Source organism: Mycobacterium sp., assembly GCF_049281135.1.
Classification (GTDB): Bacteria; Actinomycetota; Actinomycetes; order Mycobacteriales; family Mycobacteriaceae; genus Mycobacterium.
Window position 1 is genome coordinate 1 of the sequence record NZ_JBAPRN010000743.1, and the last position, 16,351, is coordinate 16,351.

Here is a 16,351-nt window from a genome sequence, read left to right on the forward strand (position 1 = left end):
GTCAAGGCCACTGTCGCGCTGAGCAAGCCGATCACCAACGGCCCGAACTACGACTTCACCTTCAATTTCGAGAAGGCCGGCAGCGTCAGCGTGGGCGTGCCGATTTCAGCACCGGAAAGCGCACCGCACCACGAATCGCCGGGGCACAACTAACCTCCGCTGATCTGTCACACCAGCCGGATACCGTCACTGGGTGGCCAAGGCACGTTCGCAGTACCGCTGTTCGGAATGCCGCCATGTCACCGCCAAATGGGTAGGACGTTGCCTGGAATGCGGCACCTGGGGCTCGGTCGACGAGGTGGCCGTGCTCAGTGCCGTACGGGCGGGCACTCGGGCCTCGTTCGGCCCGTCCTCGGCCGCCATTCCGATTAGCTCGGTCGAGCCTGACGGCACCCGGCACTGTCCCACCGGAATTGACGAACTCGACCGCGTGCTCGGTGGGGGCGTCGTGCCCGGCTCGGTCACGCTGCTCGCCGGCGACCCTGGAGTCGGCAAGTCGACGCTGTTACTCAAGGTTGCCCACCAATGGGCCGCATCCGGGCGGCGCGCGCTGTATGTATCCGGCGAGGAGTCGCGCGGCCAGATCCGAATGCGCGCCGATCGGACCGGTTGCGGCCACGACGAGCTTTATCTGGCCGCCGAGTCGGATCTGCATGCGGTACTTGGTCATATCGAGGCGGTACAGCCGACGTTGGTCGTCGTCGACTCGGTGCAGACCATGTGCAGCGCCGAGACCGACGGCGTCGCCGGTGGTGTCACTCAGGTGCGGGCGGTGACCAGCGCGTTGACCGCTGCGGCGAAAACCACTGGCGTGCCATTGATTCTCGTCGGCCACGTCACCAAGGACGGCGCTATCGCCGGTCCCCGGTCGCTGGAACATCTGGTCGACGTGGTGCTGCATTTCGAAGGCGACCGGAACTCGCTGCTGCGCATGGTCCGCGGCGTGAAGAACCGTTACGGCGCCGCGGACGAGGTCGGTTGTTTTCTGTTGCAGGACTATGGGATTGAGGGTGTCGTCGACCCGTCCGGGCTTTTTCTGGATCAGCGACCGCAGCCCGTCGCTGGCACGGCGATCACCGTGACGCTCGACGGGAAGCGTCCGCTGGTCGGCGAGATCCAGGCGTTGCTGGCCGCGCCGACCGGCAATTCACCGCGCCGCGCCGTCAGCGGTATCGACCACGCGCGCGCCGCGATGATCGCCGCGGTGTTGGAAAAGCATGCCCGGCTCAGGATTGCCGTCAACGACGTGTACCTGTCCACCGTCGGCGGCATGCGGCTGACCGACCCGTCGTCGGATTTGGCGGTGGCGGTCGCGCTGGCGTCGGCGTACGTGAACCTGCCGTTGCCGGCCACCGCGGTGATGATCGGCGAGGTCGGGTTGGCTGGTGATCTGCGGCGGGTCAGCGGCATGGAACGGCGGCTGGCCGAAGCGGCCCGGCAGGGGTTCACCACGGCACTGATCCCATCGGGCTGTGACACTGTGCCGCCGGGTTTGAAGACGCTGCAGGCGCCCACCATCGCCGCTGCGCTCGAGCACGTGCTCGACATCGCCGGACACCGCGACAACGTCCAGATCCCACCACATGGTCCGGACTCCGCATCCACGGAGCAGAATGACTGGTGATGACAGGCGGCAAATCGGCGACGAACGGGTCAGCGGCCCAACAGCGGCCCTCCTTGCGTGAGGCCGTGGCGCAGCTTGCGCCGGGCACCGCGCTGCGCGATGGCCTGGAACGCATCCTGCGTGGCCGGACCGGCGCGCTGATCGTCCTGGGCTACGACGACAGCGTCGAAGCGATCTGCGACGGCGGCTTCTCCCTCGACGTGCGCTACGCGCCGACCAGGCTGCGTGAGCTGTGCAAGATGGACGGCGCGGTGGTGTTATCCACCGACGGCAGCCGAATCCTGCGGGCCAACGTGCAACTGGTGCCGGACCCGTCGATACCCACCGACGAATCCGGTACCCGCCATCGCTCGGCCGAGCGGGCCGCCAGCCAGGTTGGCTATCCGGTGATCTCGGTCAGCCACTCGATGAGCATTGTGACCGTCTACTACTGCGGTGAGCGCCATGTACTGGCCGACTCGTCCACCATCTTGTCTCGGGCCAACCAGGCCCTCGCCACCCTGGAGCGGTACAAAACACGGCTCGACGAGGTCAGCAGGCAGCTGTCGAGGGCCGAGATCGAAGACTTCGTGACGCTCCGCGACGTGATGACCGTGGTACAGCGGCTCGAATTGGTCCGCCGCATCGGCGTAGAACTGGACTACGAGGTCGTCGAGCTGGGCACCGACGGACGCCAACTGCGGCTGCAGCTCGAAGAGCTGCTCGGCGGTAACGAGGCTTCCCGCGAGTTGGTCGTCCGCGACTACCATGCCAACCCCGAGCCGTTGTCCAAGGCCGAGGTCGCGGTCACGCTGGACGAGCTTGATGCCATGTCTGACGCCGAGCTGCTCGACTTCACGACGATGGCAAGAGTTTTCGGTTACCCGTCGACTGCGGAGGCTCAAGACTCCGCGGTGAGTTCGCGCGGCTACCGGGCGATGTCGGAGATCCCACGGCTACAGTTCGCCCACGCCGACCGGCTGGTCCGCGAGTTCGGCTCCCTACAGGGTCTGCTCGCGGCCAGTGCGGGTGACCTGGAAGCCGTGGAAGGCATCGGCGAGATCTGGGCCCGCCACGTGCGAGAAGGACTGTCGCAGTTGGCCGAATCGACCATCGGCGATCCGATCAGCTAGCTCAGCCGCCTGGGGCGGGCGGCGGACCGGGCAACGGTCCAGGTCCCGGCGGGCCGGGCAGTCCTGGCGGCGGAGGAGGCGCGGCGCCGGGAGGTAGCGGCGGAGCCATGATGAACGGAACCGCCAGCGAGCGAAGATTGCCCAGCTGCACGACGAGGTTGTAGGTACCGGGCCCGATCGCCGGCCGAGGCAGCGGGCAGTGTGGGCCCGATCCCATGCCGGTCCAAGTGACGGAAGTGGTCACCTGTTCGCCGGGTGCAAAGGTCTTGACCAGTGTTTCGTTGGACGGCGCGCAGTCCAGGTTCGACCACAACCGCTTGTTGTCCAGCGAGTAGACGTAGGCGGCCAGGACTGCGGCGCCCACATCGCGCTTGCAGGCCACCAGCCCGATGTTGGTGACCACCATGACGAACTTCGGCTGGTCGCCGATGGCGTATTGCGGCGCGTTCGTCAGACCCTTGACCGCCAGCGTGGAATCGGGGCAGTCGTCGCCTTCCTTGAGTACCGGCGGCGGCTGCACGGCGGCCGTCGGCGTCTCGGCCGGCTGGTCGGTGTTCTGACCGGCGGGCGGCTCCACTGGAGTCTTGACCTCGGGGTTGGTTCCTGGTGCGCCCTGCCCGGCCTGGGCCGACTTCTTGGCTGCGTCGGAGGTGTGCGCGCCGGCGCTTCCGCTCATGACGGCGACGATGATCGCGACGACGATGGCGACTACGACGACCGCAACGCCAACCGCCAATCCCCGGCGACGCCAGTAAATCTCCGGCGGCAGTGGGCCTCGCGGTTCCAGATCCAGCACATTCACACGGTAAGGCCAGGTCACGTTGACCTGGCCGACCAAGCTCGGCGTGTCGCCCAGTTAGCTGAAGACTGGGCGGTATTCGACTGAGGGCTAGGCGTCGACCTTGTCCCCGACGTCGCCGATGATGTTGCGCAGCACCACTCGCCCGTCATCGAGGTGATACGTGGCGCCGACAATCGCCAAGTCTCCGGCGGCGACCGCTTGGGCGATGGCCGCCGAGCGCTCGAGCAGTTGCGTGCCGGTCTCGACTACGTGGCGTGCCTCGAACTCGTCGGGCCGGCTGAGGCCTTCACGACGGCCCAGCAAGATGGACGGCGCCACCCGCTCGACCAGGTCGCGCACATAGCCGCCTGGCAACGCGCCGTCATCCAGCGCGGCCAGCGTCGCCTTGACCGCACCGCAGCTGTCGTGGCCGAGGATCACGATCACCGACACACCGAGCGCACCCACTGCGAATTCCAGTGATCCCAATACCGCGGAGTCGATCACGTGCCCGGCCGTCCGGACCACAAACATGTCCCCCAAGCCCACATCGAAGATGAGCTCGGCGGCCACCCGGCTGTCGCCGCAGCCGAACAGCGCGGAAGTGGGTTTCTGGCCTTTGGCCAGGCTGGCCCGGTGCTGCACACTCTGGCTCGGGTGCTCGGGCTGGCCGGCAACGAACCGCTCGTTACCCTCTTTGAGTGATTTCCAAGCAGTTACGGGATCGGTGTTCGGCATGCCGCTCATTCTGCCGTAGCAAGCTATGAAGCTCTCACCAACGCAGCGTGAACTTCTGGACTGGTACGCATGGTCGCGGCGTGACCTGCCGTGGCGCGACTCCGGGGTGACGCCGTGGCAGATTCTGGTCAGCGAATTCATGTTGCAGCAAACGCCGGTGTCGCGGGTGGAGCCGATCTGGCGGAACTGGGTGGAGCGCTGGCCCACGGCATCGGCAACGGCCGCGGCCAGCGTTGCTGACATCGTGCGGGCCTGGGGCAAGCTCGGCTATCCGCGGCGGGCCAAACGCCTGCACGAGTGCGCCACCGTCATCGCCCGCGACCACGGCGACGTCGTTCCCGACGACGTCGACGTTCTACTCACCCTGCCCGGAGTCGGCAGCTACACCGCCCGCGCGGTTGCGTGCTTCGCCTACCAGCAGGCGGTCCCGGTGGTCGACACCAACGTGCGCCGGGTGGTGGCGCGGGCCATGCACGGCCGCGCCGACGCCGCCGCGGCGTCTGCCGTCCGCGATCACGCCGACGTGTCGGCGCTGCTGCCCGAGGATTCTTCTGCACATACGTTTTCCGCGGCGCTGATGGAGCTGGGTGCCACGGTGTGCACCGCGCGGACGCCGCGGTGCGGGCTGTGCCCGCTCAGCGTGTGCCAATGGCGTTCAGCAGGCTTCCCGCCCTCGCAAGGTCCGGCTCGTCGGCCGCAGGGCTACGCCGGAACCGACCGACAGGTTCGGGGCCGGCTGATGGATGTACTGCGCGACAGCGAGGTCCCGGTCACCCGCGCTCAATTGGACGTCGCATGGCTGACCGACACCGTGCAGCGCGACCGGGCGCTGGATTCGTTACTTGCCGACGGGCTGGTGGCCAAGACCAGCGATGGGCGATTCGCGTTGGCCGGCGAAGACGGCTAGCCCGCAGCCAGGAACGATTCCACCGCCTGCCGATACAGCTGCGGTGCCTCGTCGTGAACCAGATGCCCGGCATCGGGCGCATACAAATACTCTGTGCGGTAGCCGCTTTCGCTCATAGAGCGCATTTGGCCAGTGGGAGTCACCGAATTCCCGGCCTCGACGAGCAGCGCCGGCGAGCGCACCGCCTGCCATTGCGCCCAATAGTCGCGGGTGCCCCACTCGGCCGCGATCTCGATCCACTTCGACGTGTGTCCGTGCAGCCGCCACCCGGTCGCGGTCCGGTCGAATGCCTCCAAGAAGTACTGGCCGGCGAGTTCGCCGAATTCTGCGAATACCTTTTCGGCAGAATCGAATTCGACCGGCAGGTTATGGAGCCACGGCTCCCACGGACCGGTGGTGCGACCGCGGAAATCCGGCGCCATGTCCTCGACGACCAGCGCCGAGACCAACTCGGGGCGCTCTGCGGCCAAACACCAGGAGTGCAGCCCGCCCATCGAATGCCCGACCAACCGGACCGGCGCGTCCAGCGCGGCCACGGCGTCACCGAGGTCGGCTACGAAGCGTTCGGTGCTGATCGGACACGGGTCGGCGACATCGCGACCGCGGTGCCAAGGCGCGTCGTAGGTATAGACGGCACCCAGCTGAGTCAGCCACGGCAGCTGACGCGACCAGGTGGTGCCACGGCCCATCAGGCCGTGCACCAAGACCACCGGTCCACCTCGTCCACCTCGATGGGTCAGCAGATCAGCGGCCATGCACCTATCTTTGCCTTTGCGCGCTTTGGGTCACCACTGGGTTGATTGCTCGGCTCCTCCTCGGTCCGCTCGCGGTCCGCATCGTCGCCTTCGGTCGGCACGGTAGCCTTGCGCCATGCCAGTGGTGAAGATCAACGCAATCGAGGTGCCCCCGGATGCAGGCCCCGAGTTGGAGAAGCGGTTCGCCCACCGTGCGCACGCGGTCGAGAACTCCCCCGGCTTCCTCGGCTTTCAACTGCTTCGCCCGATCAAGGGCGAAGACCGGTACTTCGTGGTGACGCAGTGGGAGTCCGAAGAGGCATTCCAGGCGTGGGCGACCGGACCTGCCATCGAGGCGCACGCCGGCCACCGGAACAATCCGGTCGCGACCGGCGCGTCGCTGCTGGAGTTCGAGGTTGTGTTAGACGTTGCCGGATCCGGACAGTCGGCGTAGTCCGCGCCAGGGCCGACTCCGCGTCGCGGCGCTGACTTCCGCCGCCGTTCTGGTCGCCGCCCTGAGCCCGGGTTGCGCACCACCACCAGCGCCGTCCGCCAACGCAGCGGGCGCCGTTCGGCAGATCAACATGAGCACGCCGGCCGGACTGCGAGCTCAACAGACCCTGGACATGCTGAATTCTGACTGGCCGATCGGCCCCGTGGGAGTCGGCACCCTCGCCGCGCCGAAGATGGTCACGCAGATACAGACCATGATGGAAAAGCTGTGGTGGGACCGGCCGTTCACATTCCGCGGCGTCGACCTCAAAGCGGGCGCGGCCACTCTGGAGCTGACGACGTCTTACGGTGCGCAGCAAGAGATTCGGATACACACCGCCGATGACACGTTGGTGGATGGCTTCGATCTCACCACGCTGGCCCCGAAGATCTCGTCATGGCGTGACGTCGACGCGGTGCTGGGCAAGACCGGCGCCCGCTACTCATGGCAGGTCACCAAGGTCAACGACGGCAAGTGCGATCGGATAGCGGGCACCAACCCCGATTTGTCACTCCCCTTGGCGTCGATCTTCAAGTTGTACGTGCTCTATGCCGTGGCGGATGCCATCAAGGCCGGAACGGTCTCCTGGGACGATCAGCTGACCGTGACTGATAAAGGCAAGGCTGTCGGTTCAAGCATGGATTTGCCGGTTGGAGCGAACATTTCGGTGCGCACCGCCGCCGAGAAGATGATTGCCACCAGCGACAACATGGCCACCGACATGCTGATCGCGAGGGTCGGCCCACAGGCTGTCGACAACGCGCTGGCCAACACCGGCCACCACGATCCGGCCGCGATGACGCCGTTCCCGACTATGTACGAACTGTTTTCGGTAGCCTGGGGCCGGCCGGATGTCCGCGAGCAGTGGCAGCGAAGCACAGCGCAAGAACGCGCTGAGATGCTGGAAGAAGCGAATTCCCATACTTATCAACCGGATCCATGGCACGCCCATGTGCCCGCTTCGAAATACGACGCGGAATGGTATGGCAACGCTGAAGATATCTGTCGGGTGCATGTGGCTCTGCAGGCCGGCGCGGTGGGTGCGGCCGCACCCGTCAGAAGGATCCTGGATGCTTCTCCGGGTGTCAGCCTGGATCGCGGGCAGTGGCCGTATATCGCCGCCAAGGCCGGCGGCCTGCCGGGCGACCTGACGTTCAGCTGGTATGCGGTCAACCGGGCCGGGCAGCCGTGGGTGGTGAGCTTCCAGTTGAACTGGCCGCGCGATCACGGGCCGAGCATCACCGGTTGGATGCTGCAGATCGCCAAGCAGGTCTTCGCGCTGATACCCACGCAATAACAAATGGGCGGCCACCCGATCGGTGACCGCCCATCCGTGTGATTTGTTACTGCGCAGCGGGCGGCGTACCACCGGCCACGGGAGCGCCGGCGTTCGCCAGGTCCGACGACTCGGCCGGCTTGCGAGCTCCGGTGAAGGTGAACACGGCATCCTCGCCGGTACCCTCGCCGTCCCAGTTGTCCACATCGACCGTGACAATCTGGCCGGGGCCGACCTCTTCGAACAGGATCTTCTCGGACAGCTGGTCCTCGATCTCCCGCTGGATGGTGCGCCGCAGCGGACGAGCACCCAGCACCGGGTCGAAGCCGCGCTTGGCCAGCAACGCTTTGGCCTTGTCGGTGAGCTCCATCGCCATGTCCTTGGCCTTGAGCTGCTTGCCCACCCGGCCGATCATCAAATCGACCATCTCGATGATCTCTTCGCGGGTCAGCTGGTGGAAGACGATGATGTCGTCGATGCGGTTGAGGAACTCGGGGCGGAAGTGCTTCTTCAGCTCGTCGTTGACCTTCTGCTTCATCCGCTCGTAGTTGTTCTCTCCGCCACCCTGAGTGAAGCCGAGTCCGACCGCCTTGCTGATGTCGGACGTACCCAGGTTGGAGGTGAAGATCAGCACCGTGTTCTTGAAGTCGACGGTGCGACCCTGCCCGTCGGTCAGACGGCCGTCTTCGAGCACCTGCAGCAGGCTGTTGTAGATCTCCTGGTGCGCCTTCTCGATCTCGTCGAAGAGCACCACCGAGAACGGCTTGCGCCGCACCTTCTCGGTGAGCTGGCCGCCCTCCTCGTAACCGACGTATCCCGGTGGGGCACCGAACAACCGCGAAGCGGTGAACCGGTCGTGGAATTCGCCCATGTCGATCTGGATGAGCGCGTCGTCGTCACCGAACAAGAAGTTGGCCAGCGCCTTGGACAGCTCGGTCTTACCGACACCGGACGGACCGGCGAAGATGAACGAACCGGACGGGCGCTTCGGGTCCTTCAACCCGGCGCGGGTACGACGGATCGCCTTCGAGACCGCCTTGACCGCGTCCTCCTGGCCGATGATCCGCTTGTGCAGCTCGTCTTCCATGCGCAGCAACCGGGTGGTCTCGGCCTCGGTGAGCTTGAACACCGGGATACCAGTCCAGTTACCGAGCACCTCGGCGATCTGCTCCTCGTCGACTTCAGCGACAACATCGAGATCGCCTGAGCGCCATTGCTTTTCACGTTCAGCACGCTGGGCAACCAGCTGCTTCTCGCGGTCGCGCAGGCTGGCCGCCTTCTCGAAGTCCTGCGCATCGATCGCGGACTCTTTCTCCCGGCGGGCATCGGCGATCTTCTCGTCGAACTCACGCAGGTCTGGCGGAGCCGTCATCCGGCGAATCCGCATCCGGGCGCCGGCCTCATCGATCAGGTCAATTGCCTTGTCCGGCAAGAACCTATCGTTGATGTAGCGGTCGGCCAGAGTAGCGGCAGCTGTCACCGCGCCGTCGGTGATGGAAACCCGATGGTGCGCCTCGTAGCGGTCCCGCAGGCCCTTGAGGATCTCGATGGTGTGCTCCACTGTCGGCTCGCCGACCTGTACCGGCTGGAAGCGGCGTTCCAGCGCGGCGTCCTTCTCGATGTACTTGCGGTACTCGTCGAGCGTGGTCGCTCCGATGGTCTGCAGTTCGCCGCGAGCCAGTTTCGGCTTGAGGATCGACGCCGCATCGATCGCACCCTCGGCGGCACCCGCACCGACCAGCGTGTGCAGCTCGTCGATGAACAGGATGATGTCGCCGCGGGTGTTGATCTCCTTGAGCACCTTCTTCAGGCGCTCCTCGAAATCACCGCGGTAGCGACTGCCGGCCACCAACGAACCCAGGTCGAGGGTGTACAGCTGCTTGTCTTTCAGAGTCTCGGGAACCTCGCCGTGCACGATCGCCTGCGCGAGGCCTTCCACCACCGCCGTCTTACCGACGCCCGGCTCACCGATCAGCACCGGATTGTTCTTGGTGCGTCGGGACAGCACCTGCATGACCCGCTCGATTTCCTTCTCGCGGCCGATGACCGGGTCGAGCTTGCCTTCCATCGCGGCCGCCGTCAGGTTGCGGCCGAACTGGTCGAGCACCAGCGAGGTCGACGGGCTGCCGGACTCGCCACCACGGCCACCGGTACCGGCCTCGGCGGTTTCCTTGCCCTGGTAACCGCTCAGCAGTTGGATCACCTGCTGGCGCACCCGGGTCAGCTCGGCGCCAAGCTTGACCAGAACCTGAGCGGCAACACCCTCACCCTCACGGATCAGACCGAGCAGAATGTGCTCGGTGCCGATGTAGTTGTGGCCGAGCTGCAGCGCCTCGCGCAAGCTCAGTTCCAAGACCTTCTTTGCGCGCGGGGTGAACGGAATGTGACCCGACGGAGCCTGCTGGCCTTGGCCGATGATCTCCTCGACCTGGCTGCGGACACCCTCCAGCGAGATGCCCAGTGACTCCAGCGACTTGGCCGCTACCCCTTCGCCTTCGTGGATCAGGCCCAGCAGAATGTGCTCGGTGCCGATGTAGTTGTGGTTGAGCATCCGGGCCTCTTCTTGCGCCAGGACGACCACCCTGCGGGCACGGTCCGTAAAACGTTCGAACATTGGCGGTTACCTGCTCTCCCTCACATCGGTACTTCGTCATTCTCGGCACAGGGGCCGACACCGCGGTACCTGCCTTCCACTGTAGTGGGCGACCGGCCGGGCTTCCTACCTTGCGGTCCGAACACCCATTGCGCAGCCACCCGGCAATAACGCAGTTGCAACTGAGCAACGCAGGAAAACGACGAATCGTTGCCCAACTTTGGTGGTCGATCAGTTCGCCACCAGCGAAAGCGCGTATCCCCGCGCTCTGGTTCAGGTCGCGGCGTGGAATGCGTCGATGACGTCGGCCGGGATACGGCCCCGAGTCGACACGTTGTGGCCATTGCGACGGGCCCAGTCCCGGATTGCCGCGCTCTGCTCGCGATCAATGGCTCCACGGCCGCGGCCCGAGCTGGAACGTCCACGCCTGCGACCGCCGACCCGGCGGGAGGCCTCAACCCACTGCTTCAGGTCGTTGCGGAGTTTTGTCGCATTCTTTGCCGAAAGGTCAATCTCATAGGTCACGCCGTCGAGGCCGAATTCGACCGTTTCATCGGCGGCACCTTCGCCGTCGAAATCATCGACAAGGGTGACGGTCACTTTCTTCGCCATTGGCTGAGCCTTCTGCTTTCTTCTTAGACACTTGCCATAGTAGACATGTGCTCGGACCGCCCCCGACGCATCAATCTGCCATATCCAGACGGGTAATTCAATACGAACCCTCAGGGTCACTCAGTTGCTATGCGGTCGCACAATAGGAAATAGTACTGTTTCCCTTATTGACAGGCCGGTCAAAGCCATCAGCAACCGATCGATCCCCATTCCGGTCCCGGTGCACGGCGGCATAGCGTGCTCGAGGGCAACGAGAAAATCCTCGTCGAGAAGCATCGCTTCGTCGTCGCCGGCCGCTGCGGCCCGGGCCTGCTCAGCGAACCTTTCCCGCTGCACCACCGGATCGATCAATTCCGAATATCCGGTCGCCAGTTCGAACCCGCGAATATACAGGTCCCACTTCTCGGTAACACCGGCGATGCTGCGATGCTGACGCGTCAAAGGGGTTGTCTCCACCGGAAAATCCCTGACAAACGTTGGCGCGGTCAGCCCCGCGCCGACGGTGTGTTCCCAGAGTTCCTCGACCAACTTACCGTGGCCATACCCGCGATCGGCGGGGACTTCGACTTCGAGTCCTGCCGCGATAGCGAGCAAGCGATCGACACCGGTGTTTGGTGTGATCTCTTCGCCAAGAGCCGCCGATAGTGACGGATACATTTCAATCGAGGCCCATTCTCCATCGATGTCATAGATGCTGCCGTCGGGTAGTGGGAGTTGTCGAGTACCGATGGCCTCGTCTGCCACCTGTTGAATAAGCTCGCGGCTTACAACAGCGGAATCGTCATAGGTTCCATACGCCTGATAGGTCTCCAACATGGAAAATTCGGGGGAATGCGTGGAATCGGATCCTTCGTTTCGGAACACCCGATTTAGTTCGAACACCTTGTCAAACCCGCCGACGACACAGCGCTTCAGGAACAGTTCCGGGGCGATCCGCAGGTAGAGATCGATGTCGAGCGCATTGGAGTGCGTGACGAACGGCCGGGCCGCCGCGCCGCCCGCCAAAGTCTGCAGCATCGGTGTTTCGACTTCCAGGAAGCCGCGTTGCTCCAGCGCATTCCGTATTGCACGAATGACAGCGATCCGCTGGCGGGCAACCGTGCGTGCCTGAGGACGCACTATCAGGTCCACGTAGCGTTGCCGCACCCGCGACTCTTCGCTCATCTCTTTATGCGCCACCGGCAGCGGTCGCAGCGCCTTGGACGCCATCTGCCAGCTGTCACCGAGCACGGACAGCTCACCGCGGCGCGAACTGATCACCTCACCATGGACGCTGACGATGTCGCCGATATCGACATCGGCTTTCCATTCCTCCAGCGCTTGCTCGCCGACGCCGGCCAGGCTGAGCATCACCTGCAGTTGGGTGCCGTCGCCTTCTTGAAGTGTCGCAAAGCACAGCTTGCCCGAGTTGCGGGCGAACACCACCCGGCCGGCAACAGCGACGATGTCACCGGTGGTCGAATCTGCAGGCAGGTCGGGATATGCGGCGCGAATCTGAGCCAGGGTGTGGGTGCGGCCGACTTCGACGGGATACGGGTCGCGGCCCTCGGCCGCCAGGCGGGCGCGTTTGTCCCGGCGTATCCGGAACTGCTCGGGGATGTCTGCGTCGCCGGCGGTCACGACCAGCCAGCTTAAAGGAAACTCTGCGACAAGCCTCCGGGGCAGTCAGCGTGCCGTCTTGAGCCGTCCGCGCTGGCTGTCCCGGTTGCGCTCGAACACCAGCCGCAGCCCTTGCAGGGTCAGGTGCTGGTCGTAGTGATCGACCGAATGCAGCTCGGCCAGTAGCAGGGGGGCGGTGTGTCCGGTGGCGACCACCGTGACGTTGTCGCCGGCGAACCCGTCGACGTCCTCGCGGATCCGGCCGACCAGGCCGTCCACCAAGCCGGCGAAACCGAACACGGCACCGGCCTGCATGCACTCGACGGTGTTCTTACCGACAACCGAACGTGGACGGGCCAGCTCGACCCGCCGCAGCGCGGCCGAGCGCGCCGCCGCGGCGTCGGAGGAGACCTGTATCCCAGGCGCGATCGCACCGCCCAAGAATTCACCCTTGGCGGACACCACATCCACGCAGATCGACGAGCCGAAGTCGATCACGATGGCCGCGGTCCCGTATTTCTGAAAAGCCGCGAGACAGTTGACAATTCGGTCCGCTCCGACTTCCTTCGGGTTGTCGACCAGCAGCGGGATGCCGGTGCGAACACCGGGCTCGATCAGCACGTGTGGCACCGTCGGCCAGTACTGTTCGAGCATCAGCCGCACCTCGTGCAGCACCGACGGCACCGTAGACAGCGCGGACGCGCCGGTGAGCTGATCCGAATCGTCACCGATCAGGCCGTCGAGGGTCAGCGCGAGTTCGTCTGCGGTGATTTCGGGTTCGGTGCGAATCCGCCACTGCTGCGCGACCTTCGCGTGCTCCTTGGAGCCCGAGATCAGCCCGACGACGGTGTGTGTGTTGCGGACGTCGATGGCCAGCAGCACGACTAGGCGTCCTTCATCGCGGAGAGACCAGCTCGCCCGCGTCGGCGGGGACGAACGCCGGATCGTTGCCCAGATCGATCGCCCGGTTCTCCGCGTCGACGAAGACGATCTTGGGCTGGTAACTGCGCGCCTCGGCGTCTTCCATCTGGGCGTAGGCGATCAGGATCACCAGGTCACCGGGATGCACGAGATGCGCGGCAGCGCCGTTGATTCCGATCACGCCGCTGCCGCGCTGACCGGTGATCGCATACGTGACCAGCCGCGCACCGTTGTCGATGTCGACGATCGTCACCTGTTCGCCCTCGAGCAGGTCGGCCGCGTCCATCAAGTCGGCGTCGATCGTCACCGAGCCGACATAGTGCAGGTCGGCCTGCGTGACGGTGGCCCGGTGGATCTTCGACTTGAGCATCGTTCGTAACATCAATTCCTCCAATGTGATTCGAGGGATTCAGCCGCGGCGACGGGCACGCGCCCGTCGGCGCCGACGGTGGTTCCGATTTCAATTGCGACGTTGTCGAGCAGCCTGGTCTTGCCCAGCCGGGCCGCGACCAGCAGGCGTCCGGCGCCGCTGAGTGGGGCGGGCCCCAACGCGCTGTCGCGCACTTCGAGGTAGTCCACGTCGATCGCGGGCACCTCCGACAGCACCGAACCGGCCGCGCGCAGCGCTTCGTTTGCGCCACTGTAGGCGGCATGCGACCCGGCCAGCAGAGCCGCCGACAAGATGCCGGCCAGCTCGCGTTGCGCTGCGTTGAGGTAGCGGTTGCGCGATGACATCGCCAGGCCATCCATCTCGCGCACGATCGGCACACCGACGACCTGAACATCGATGTTGAGGTCGGCGACCATCTGGCGAACCAGGACCAGTTGCTGATAGTCCTTCTCGCCGAAGAAGATTCGGTCGGGCACCACGATCTGCAGCAGCTTGCAGACCACGGTCAGCATGCCGGCGAAATGGGTGGGCCGGGCCGAGCCCTCGAGCTCGGAGCCGAGCGGGCCGGGATACACCGTGGTCCGCTGGCCGTCCGGGTACATCGCGACAGCGCTTGGGGTGAAGGCAATTTCGACTCCTTCACCGCGCAACAGTGCGAGGTCGTCGTCGAGGACGCGCGGGTAGGCGTCCAGATCCTCGTCGGCGCCGAACTGCAACGGGTTGACGAAGATCGACACCACCACCACCGAACCGGGCACCCGCTTGGCGGCGCGGACGAGTGCGAGGTGTCCATCGTGCAGCGCGCCCATGGTCGGCACCAGCATCACTCGTCGACCGGTGCGGCGCAGAGCGCGGCTGACCTCGCGGACATCGCCCGGGTTCGGGTAGACATTCAGTTCGCCGGCATTGAACTTCGGCGGCCATTGAATGCTCATCGCGCCAGCACCTCGAGCACGTCCTCGGGTGCGTGCACCCGCTGCGCAGTGCGCATTGCATTGACCCGATAGGCCTGTGCCAGTTGCGGATCGACCGCCTCCAGCGCGTTGAGGTGACCGGCGAGGGCGCCGGCGTCACCGCGCGCGATCGGTCCCGTGAGTGCGGCCTGCCCGCGCTGCAGCGTGTTCTCCAGCGCCGCACGGGCGAGCGGTCCGAGGATGCGCTCGGCGATGCCGCCGGGTTGGTTGTCGACGAGTTGTTGACCGAGCAGTTCGGTGCCAGACAGTGCGGCCCGCAGCGCATCCAGGGCGTCGGCGACCAGGGTGACGATGTGGTTACCGGCGTGGGCCAGTGCGGCGTGGTACAGCGTGCGGGCCTGCTCGGGGACCCGAAACGGCTCGCCGCCGATCTCGAGCACCAGCGACTGCGCGATCGCGTAACCGACCTCGTCGGCGGCGGTGATCCCGAAGCAGGTGTCCGGCAGCCGGGAGATGTCCTCGTCGGATCCGGTGAACGTCATGGCCGGATGAATGGCCAGCGGTACGCAGTCCCGAGCGCTCAACGGCGCCAGCACGTCAACGCCGTTGAAGCCCGAAGTGTGCGCGACGATGGTGCCCGGCCGCACCGCGGATGTGGCAGCCAGGCCCGAAACCAGGCCCGCCAGCTCACTGTCCGGGACGGCCAACAGCAAAAGCTCGGCGTTCCCGGCGACGTCGGGCACCGGGGCGACCGGGGTGTCGGGCAGCCAGCGCTCGGCCCGCTGCCGGGATGCGCGCGACACGGCGCTGCACGCGACGACGACATGGTCGACGCGTTCCAGCGCCACACCTAATGCGGTTCCCACCCGGCCCGCGGAGATGATCCCCACCTTGAGCCGAGCGGGGCGCAACCCGTCGAACTGCACCATCGCAGACGACCCTCACAACTCTCTTGGTTCGTTCCAGTCCCGCGTAGCGGGTACCGGACGGTCGTAAAGACTCTACCGCGAAGATGCAGCCACGACGCTGTGGTATTCGCCTCAGTCTTCGCGGCGACGGCGACGACCGCCGCCCTCGGACGGAGCGGTTTGCAGCCGCGCCAGCAATTCGGCGACCGACTGGCCACCAGACGGCGGCTCCTCGGCCTCGGGGTACAGGTCGGTGCTGCGATGACGGGCGCTGGGCGGCGGTGACATCGCCGGCTCCTTGTCCAACGATGATGGCGGCGACGGCGGCGGCGGAGGCGGCGGAGGCGGTGACATCGCCGGCGCCGGCGTCGCAGATCCGCCAAAGCTGGGGTCGGGGTACTCCGCGGAATGGCGGGACCGGGCGCGACGGCCCGACTCGCCCCATTCGGCCGCGGCTTCGCCGGACTGGCCCGCCGACGATTCGCCGGGTCCACTGGAATGGCGTCCCCGTCGTTCGACCGGCGAGGACGGCGGTTCGCCGATGCCCGAACGATGCGAGGACCTCTCGCGTGACGGCGCGTTGTGGTAGGCCCACGAGGTCGGCGCGCCGCTGTCGGCCTGGCCGGCGTTCCAGTGGCTGCCGGGCGCTCCGGCGGGCAACCACTGTCCCTCGGAGCTGACCGGCTGCCAGGCCGGTTGCTCTTGCTGGCGGGGCGCTTCCGTGGGCGGCGGCCATAAAATCCGCGGC

The 16,351-nt window shown here is 65.8% G+C and carries 15 protein-coding genes and 1 pseudogene; 5 read left to right on the forward strand and 11 right to left on the reverse strand.

Features of this window, described 5'->3' with window-relative positions:
* The first annotated feature begins 193 nt into the window (after positions 1-193).
* Together radA and disA are read left to right on the forward strand one after the other, a co-directional pair.
* Positions 194-1,624 (forward strand): DNA repair protein RadA, encoded by a 1,431-nt coding sequence (radA, locus tag WAN02_RS29575; RefSeq protein ID WP_422268944.1) that lies wholly within the window; start codon positions 194-196, stop codon positions 1,622-1,624.
* Positions 1,624-2,736: a DNA integrity scanning diadenylate cyclase DisA gene (gene disA / locus WAN02_RS29580; protein WP_422268945.1), complete on the forward strand. Its 1,113-nt coding sequence runs from the start codon at positions 1,624-1,626 to the stop codon at positions 2,734-2,736. The genes radA and disA overlap by 1 nt, the downstream gene beginning before the upstream one ends.
* 1 nt (position 2,737) lies before the next feature.
* Here disA and WAN02_RS29585 read toward each other — a convergent pair whose 3' ends face one another.
* Together WAN02_RS29585 and WAN02_RS29590 are read right to left on the reverse strand one after the other, a co-directional pair.
* Positions 2,738-3,532, reverse strand: a complete 795-nt coding sequence (locus tag WAN02_RS29585; protein WP_422268946.1) for a hypothetical protein — start codon at positions 3,530-3,532, stop codon at positions 2,738-2,740.
* Positions 3,533-3,625: 93 nt separating this feature from the next.
* Positions 3,626-4,255: a carbonic anhydrase gene (locus WAN02_RS29590; protein WP_422268947.1), complete on the reverse strand. Its 630-nt coding sequence runs from the start codon at positions 4,253-4,255 to the stop codon at positions 3,626-3,628.
* 25 nt (positions 4,256-4,280) lie between these two features.
* Here WAN02_RS29590 and WAN02_RS29595 point away from each other — a divergent pair, with 25 nt between their 5' ends.
* The gene (locus WAN02_RS29595) at positions 4,281-5,162 is read left to right on the forward strand and encodes an A/G-specific adenine glycosylase (protein ID WP_422268948.1); all 882 of its coding nucleotides are present in this window, start codon (positions 4,281-4,283) and stop codon (positions 5,160-5,162) included.
* Here the strand turns inward: WAN02_RS29595 and WAN02_RS29600 are convergent.
* Positions 5,159-5,917: an alpha/beta fold hydrolase gene (locus WAN02_RS29600; RefSeq protein WP_422268949.1), complete on the reverse strand. Its 759-nt coding sequence runs from the start codon at positions 5,915-5,917 to the stop codon at positions 5,159-5,161. The two genes, WAN02_RS29595 and WAN02_RS29600, sit on opposite strands and share 4 nt — an antisense overlap.
* Positions 5,918-6,032: 115 nt before the next feature.
* Between WAN02_RS29600 and mhuD the strand changes: the two genes are divergently transcribed.
* Together mhuD and WAN02_RS29610 are read left to right on the forward strand one after the other, a co-directional pair.
* Positions 6,033-6,350 (forward strand): mycobilin-forming heme oxygenase MhuD, encoded by a 318-nt coding sequence (gene mhuD / locus WAN02_RS29605; RefSeq protein WP_422268950.1) that lies wholly within the window; start codon positions 6,033-6,035, stop codon positions 6,348-6,350.
* On the forward strand, positions 6,325-7,686 hold the full coding sequence (locus tag WAN02_RS29610; protein WP_422268951.1) for a serine hydrolase: 1,362 nt from the start codon (positions 6,325-6,327) through the stop codon (positions 7,684-7,686). The genes mhuD and WAN02_RS29610 overlap by 26 nt, the downstream gene beginning before the upstream one ends.
* Before the next feature lie 46 nt (positions 7,687-7,732).
* Here WAN02_RS29610 and clpC1 read toward each other — a convergent pair whose 3' ends face one another.
* The 8 genes and pseudogenes from clpC1 to WAN02_RS29650 all read right to left on the reverse strand — a co-directional run.
* Positions 7,733-10,279 carry an ATP-dependent protease ATP-binding subunit ClpC gene (clpC1, locus tag WAN02_RS29615; RefSeq protein ID WP_422268952.1) on the reverse strand — a complete coding sequence of 849 codons (2,547 nt, stop codon included), beginning with the start codon at positions 10,277-10,279 and terminating at the stop codon, positions 7,733-7,735.
* Positions 10,280-10,531: 252 nt separating this feature from the next.
* Entirely contained in the window at positions 10,532-10,870 is a 339-nt protein-coding gene (gene lsr2 / locus WAN02_RS29620; RefSeq protein ID WP_285185623.1) for a histone-like nucleoid-structuring protein Lsr2, read from the reverse strand.
* Positions 10,871-10,990: 120 nt separating this feature from the next.
* Positions 10,991-12,496: a lysine--tRNA ligase gene (gene lysS / locus WAN02_RS29625; protein WP_422268956.1), complete on the reverse strand. Its 1,506-nt coding sequence runs from the start codon at positions 12,494-12,496 to the stop codon at positions 10,991-10,993.
* Positions 12,497-12,535: 39 nt separating this feature from the next.
* Complete coding sequence (locus WAN02_RS29630) at positions 12,536-13,351, reverse strand: type III pantothenate kinase (protein ID WP_422268953.1); 816 nt, start codon at positions 13,349-13,351, stop codon at positions 12,536-12,538.
* 13 nt (positions 13,352-13,364) lie between these two features.
* Positions 13,365-13,772: an aspartate 1-decarboxylase gene (gene panD / locus WAN02_RS29635; protein ID WP_422268957.1), complete on the reverse strand. Its 408-nt coding sequence runs from the start codon at positions 13,770-13,772 to the stop codon at positions 13,365-13,367.
* A complete protein-coding gene (gene panC, locus WAN02_RS29640) occupies positions 13,772-14,716 on the reverse strand; it encodes a pantoate--beta-alanine ligase (protein WP_422268954.1) in 945 nt (314 codons plus the stop codon). Before panC ends, panD begins: the two co-directional genes overlap by 1 nt.
* Positions 14,713-15,624, reverse strand: coding sequence for a Rossmann-like and DUF2520 domain-containing protein (locus tag WAN02_RS29645; protein ID WP_422268955.1), 912 nt, complete (start codon positions 15,622-15,624; stop codon positions 14,713-14,715). The genes panC and WAN02_RS29645 overlap by 4 nt, the downstream gene beginning before the upstream one ends.
* Positions 15,625-15,735: 111 nt before the next feature.
* A pseudogene (locus WAN02_RS29650) lies at positions 15,736-16,351 on the reverse strand (hypothetical protein); the annotation flags it as partial.